The following is a 5,663-nucleotide window of genomic DNA, read 5'->3' as shown; positions in this document are numbered from 1 at the left end:
GCTTTAATCTCGTTGCTCAATCTACGGCGACGGAATGTGTTTCTTAAGAGCTAAGCTTAAAGCAATTCTTAAAGCAGAACTGTCCTCTATTAACTCAAGTTGCTTTTCTCCATGTTTAGTTTCGGTGATTATAATCATGCATTGTTCAGTAGAGTAAGCAGACGATTGCAAGTGTTTAATAGTCAGAGTTTTATCTCCTTGAGAAGATGCATAAAAAAACGCACGGCTAAGCCAATCTTTTAGAATACCCACACAACCACAACTGCGCTCATAGCAAAAATCCCAGTGTTTAAGTAAATCCGGCTCAACTTCAAGAGGTAAATGGCGTTGAAAGGTTTGGACAATACCTCTGAAAGCTTTTAAATCCTCCGGATTTTCGGCTTTGTAGCGTTCCAGATGAATATCCAGGCTACGTCGGCACAGTTGAGCACTCAAATTTCGCAGTATTAATAAATCATAAGTACCCGCCAGTACAAACTTAACAGCAGTGAAGTTAGCCAGCGATTTGATACAATCAGTTTGGTCGCGTAATTTACGTCCGCTGGCAACTTTGCTAAGATTTTGTGCTTCATCAATGCAAAAAACTTGAAGTTGACGATATTTAAGTGCAGTTTCCAGCGAAGTTTTCAACTTTGAATTAGTAACTTGACCGTAACCTGGTAGTTCCAAGCATGGGTCTTGGAGAACAGTCAAAGCACGTGAGTAAAAATCCTTCCAATTAAAGTTACTAAATTCCGGGGTAGCAGCTTCAATCCCAGCAATAGGAATAAAGCCTTTATCCTGTTCCATTTTTTCAAGATTTGAAGTTAGCAACTTAGTTGTCATGCGACGGAGTAAAGTTGTTTTACCAACACCCGTTGGACCAAATAAAAAGATTAAAGCTACAGTTGCTGGGTCATCAATTGCATGTGTTAGTTTCTCAAAAGCTAATAGTAATTTCGGATGTGCCATTGTATATTGCTGGAAATAAGCAACTCTATCCTGTTGAGGTCGCTGGAGTAAATCACGAGGAAAGCTTTTTTCGGTTGACATTAAAACTCTCCATAATATTCAAAAATTTCTGTGTTGGAGTTGAAACTCTTCTGGGAATTGTAATTTGTCTCAGTATTATTTTCTTCTTGTGAAGAGAGAGCATTTTCGTTATCAGAACAAGTAGGATATAATTTGTGTGGTTCGTCAGAACTATTTTGAATGATTTTGTGAATTTTGTAATGTTCAGCATCACGCAAGCGTTGTTTAAGGAAGCTCCCTTCAGATGCTTGTTGAGAATTTAAAAAATTCACTAATTCTTTATCCGTTATTGTCCGGTTTCTCTCATAATTACGTTTGTGCTGATTCAGTTCTGCGCTGATGAGTCGAATTTCTTTTTCGGAACGTCCTTGGAAATATTGATAGTACGAAGAAATGCATTTTACCCATTGTTTTCCTGCTAAAACATAGGCAACTCCTGCATCCCAAGGGTCATACCTCACCCACACCATTGATTTCTCAATTTCTGGGTTCCGGAATATGTCTGCCCAGTAATAAATATTATGGATTTTTACCCCTTTTCCAGGTTGAACTTTCCGCTGTCCCCCATCGGGTGCAGGTAGAGTTAAGATGCTAAATAATTCGTCATATTCGACTCGTTGATGTAAACGACTTCCGCCAATGGCAAGTCCGTAGACAAAAGCATCGTGAGGGCTTTTACCTAATGTGGGATGCAATCTTTGGTCATAAACTGAATATGCCCATTCGCATATAGCTAAATATAGTTCTCCTAATGTCCAAATTGCTAATCGTTCTGGACTAACTGATACAGTAACTTGGCGGTTAAGACGTTTAATTTGGGTATTACCTTGCAACTCATGAATAAACTGCGTATTGGCTGTCCCAAATAATCTTTCAACAATTGAACCAAACCTGGCATGTGCTGGTGGTCGATATTTGAGAGTGCAAGTGTAATATGCTAATAATTGTTCAAAATAGTGACTGTGAAACTCTGCGCCGTTATCTACAACTATACTTTGAGGAAATCGACCAAACCGTTGCACTACTATGCGGATTACCATCATACAAGCTCGATAGCTTGGCTCATCAAAAGTGAGGTAAACGGCTAAAATTTTCCGGCTATATGCATCAACCATAAAGGTTGCCCAAGGACGACCTAAATTTTGATAAAAATCCTTGTTTGTGGCAATATGACAACTAGTTAGAGATTCGAGGGAACTGACTAATTCAATATCAAGTTGAGTATGGTCAATATGGACAATCTCAAAGGGACGACTGCCATGTCTTTCCGTAGTTTGCTCTAATTCCCAGTAAAATGGCTCTTCTGGAATAGCTGCCCGATTACCAAGACGCTTTCTAGTTTGCTCGTGTCCGCTTCTAGTTTTGATATAAGCGCAAAATGTAATTCGGGATGGAGGTTTTAATGGCGGAGAGTGGTTTTGACAAGCTAAAACAAATGGCTCATAAACCCGTAATTTTCTTCGTTGTTTGGGTGTTTCATAATGCTCTAGTATAAATTCGAGCATAAATTCTTTGGTTTGAGCGTCAATTTTTGCTGTACGGTTGCCTTTACTGTTGTGATTAGGCAGTAATCCTATATATCCATTTCCATAAATGTTTAAAGCTTTTTGGTACTGACTGCGCCAACGGCGGATTGTACTGCTTGGGTATATTGGAGGATTATCCACTAAGTATGGTTGTATTAAACTGTAGCGATGGTTGGCTTCTATAATGTCTTTACAAGTTGCCTGTTGTAGAATTTCGATTGATGCTGCTTTAATATTTTCGCTTAGAGTTGTACCGACTCCAGCTATTTTACAATTATCAATTAACGCTGTGAATGCTGTATTTGGTAGCTCTATAAGCTTGCCATCTGCACGTAATAATCCAGTAGTTGCAGCTCCTGTATTTACTATCTCCCAAAATTTTCCATCCCACGAAATACAAGTACCCACAGCTATTTGTAATCCTATTTCATGGCTGGTCTTTTGATGTGATTCACTCTTGCTTAGATACTCATAAGATAAAGCCACATCTTTGTTAATAAATATGAGTACTGTCTCAGCTTGCGAGAGCTTGACTTTATCAAGTTCTACGTAAATTTCATTAAAAGCAATTAACCAATATACGGTATCGACATTGATATCTTTATTTGTTAAAAGTTCTGCAAGGGTTATCCCTGGATTATTTTTAACAATGTTTACAATCAAAAACTTTTCAGTTTCTTTTATGATTTCTGACGAGTAACCGAAGTAATCTTCTAGCCAAATTAAGTTTTGTTGAAAGTTCCAGTTAATTTGAGCATCTGACCATACTTGGAAGTCGAAACTATAAAGACGAGCATAGTCTTCTCCTGGGGGACAATGCCATTTGTCATCTGACCCTTTACAATATCGATTTGGACTAAGTTCGGTTAATTTGTTTAGTTCTTGTTCTGTTTTGCATTCGCACCAAAGAGCGCAATCAGTCCGAATAATAAAGAAGTCTGGTGTATATTGGTGTCTATTTTTCCGCCCACTTTTTGCAAGGTAAACTAGCTCGATAGGCTTTGGTTGGTCGTAATATTCGAGTACAGATGGGTCGTTTTCTAGTTCGTAAATACATGCTAATTCGTTACGGTGGCTCTCGAATTGGATTGTTACTCCCATTTTTCTGCTGGGGTAAGAGCCACAAACATTTTTCCTACCCCCTGTTACTCGACGAGATGGGTTGGTGCTACGAATCTCAGAGATTAATGCTTGCGCTGCTCGACTGAGGTGTTGAGTACGACACCAGTTGTTAAACTCTTGGTTGTCAAGCATAATGCTTTCTTTAATCCGGTGGCGCGTTAGCCCGAGTTCCTCCTACTGTTTATGTCAGCACAACGTTATATATTTATGAACGCTCGTGTTGAAAATGTTTGCTCAGCTTATACTTTCTAAACAGAACGTTTGCTCATCTTATGCTTTCAAATCTTCATATTTCTACTTTACGCTATATCGAATTTAATTAGGTTTCAAAGAATTGATTGCTCAACTTATGCCTTCAAAGTTGCTCAACTTATCCTTACAGTGACACCAAAACCCTCACTAATGCACTCCGCGCCGCCGCACGAGAACGTAACACCACTGCCACTGATTTAGTCATCCAAGGCTTGTATCACATCCTGGGACAAGTTCCTGGTACAGTAAATAGTATAGAAACTCGTCTACACCAACTTGAAACCCAATTTACAAGAGTCGCCAATCGTATAGAAGGGCGTGTAGAAAATGGTGTAGATGATGGCTTAAAACAGCAGCTTTCATTGTTGGAGCAGAAGACCGAAGCAATCGCTTTGAGATTGGCACAAATTGAAGGGGCAATCTCCTTACTTGGGCAGCGCTCAAAAACTCCTTATAGAAGGCAATCCTACCAATATCATCCACCTATGCTTGAACTTCAAGCCTATACGGGGGAAAATCTAGCTAAAAGATTGGGAGTCGATGTGGCAACTTTGGAGCGAGAGCGAAAGAATCAGAGTTCTAAGGATTTTGAAAGGTGGTGCAGGTCGAAAGATCCTGGTTCTGTTGGGTGGCAGTTTGGTTCAGATGGACTCTTCCACCCCATTAAATGATGGAAAGTGTGACTTAAAGTAAAAGATTGCCGAAAATTAAAGGATAAACTATGAGAACTGTGACTTAAAGGAAAAGATTGCCGTTTTTTTAAGTAAAAGCTTGCCGCAGTAGAAGCTGAAAGCACTATTATTTCGATTAATTCTGAATTGTTTGTTAAATCTCATTAAAGAATAAACTTGCCGCGAGTTCCACGCTAAATTTAGGCTTTGAGAGCATTTTTGTGCTTTGCGATCGCATTCTCGGAAAACGGGGATTTGACTACAAAAGCAGTCAGGCTATAGGTTCGGCAATCTTTTCCTTTAAGTCACAGCTTGTGAAGCATATCATGTCTTTTTTGGACAAATTATCGTTCAAAGCACACGGGCATTTTTACCGTTTTGCAGTTTCTAAGTAATGCACGATCGCTTCTATAGTTGAGGGATTAGTTGCAACGAGAAGATTGTTGATATTGCACAATCTTAACAAAGCTTCCTCATTTGCCTGACCGGGTTGAGGCATCAACAAGTCTCTCAAGAAGATAACTGCTAGGACATCTCCTGAAGAAACCATTGAAGCGATTGTTTGATATCCTCCAGATGTGGCTGTAGGAAGTTGTTGCGAGATCGTTATGCCACTTTGTTGAGCTACCAAATCGCTTATTGAAGATGATGCTAGGGTGAGGCACTTTGAGAAAAACTTTTGATGCTGAGCAACAATCTCTGCCAATTCCGATCTCTTGCTATCGTGAGCAATGAGAACTATGTATTTATCAATAAATTCAGGCGTTTTGCTCTCGATAACATCTTCAGCAACATCTGGAGATTGAACAACAGCTTCGGGAGATTCTTCTTCAATAGCAGGTTGTTCGATTTGTTGGGAATCTGATGTTATTTGCTCGGACACATCATCTGCGACTACTGGAACTTGTGTCTCTAACTGAGGTGTTGCGCTCGCACTTTCTGGAACTTGGTTGTCTTGTTCCGGTCGCTCAATAGATGTAAGTTCATCCCTTTGAACATCAATCGATGCTTCATTGGTTGGTGCAACTTGTTGCTCGACGACTTCGATAGATGGTTCTTGAGGGGTAGGTTGGATGCGTTG

4 protein-coding genes are annotated in these 5,663 nt (G+C 39.7%); 1 reads left to right on the top strand and 3 read right to left on the bottom strand.

The annotated features are described in order from the left end of the window. Positions 1-21 precede the first annotated feature (21 nt). Together ACM0OZ_RS47465 and ACM0OZ_RS47460 are read right to left on the bottom strand one after the other, a co-directional pair. Positions 22-1,032, bottom strand: a complete 1,011-nt coding sequence (locus ACM0OZ_RS47465; protein WP_414589925.1) for an ATP-binding protein — start codon at positions 1,030-1,032, stop codon at positions 22-24. Then, positions 1,032-3,791 (bottom strand): DDE-type integrase/transposase/recombinase, encoded by a 2,760-nt coding sequence (locus tag ACM0OZ_RS47460; RefSeq protein ID WP_414589924.1) that lies wholly within the window; start codon positions 3,789-3,791, stop codon positions 1,032-1,034. The genes ACM0OZ_RS47465 and ACM0OZ_RS47460 overlap by 1 nt, the downstream gene beginning before the upstream one ends. 206 nt (positions 3,792-3,997) lie before the next feature. Between ACM0OZ_RS47460 and ACM0OZ_RS47455 the strand changes: the two genes are divergently transcribed. Then, on the top strand, positions 3,998-4,582 hold the full coding sequence (locus ACM0OZ_RS47455) for a hypothetical protein (RefSeq protein WP_414589923.1): 585 nt from the start codon (positions 3,998-4,000) through the stop codon (positions 4,580-4,582). Positions 4,583-4,952: 370 nt separating this feature from the next. On the opposite strand, the gene ACM0OZ_RS47450 is transcribed toward ACM0OZ_RS47455, so the two are convergent. Continuing rightward, on the bottom strand, positions 4,953-5,663 hold a 711-nt coding region (locus ACM0OZ_RS47450; protein ID WP_414589922.1), incomplete at its 5' end, for a hypothetical protein.

It is taken from the genome of Scytonema sp. PCC 10023, assembly GCF_963920835.1.
GTDB lineage: Bacteria > Cyanobacteriota > Cyanobacteriia > Cyanobacteriales > Nostocaceae > Kalymmatonema.
This window is presented reverse-complemented; position numbering and strand designations above follow the sequence as displayed.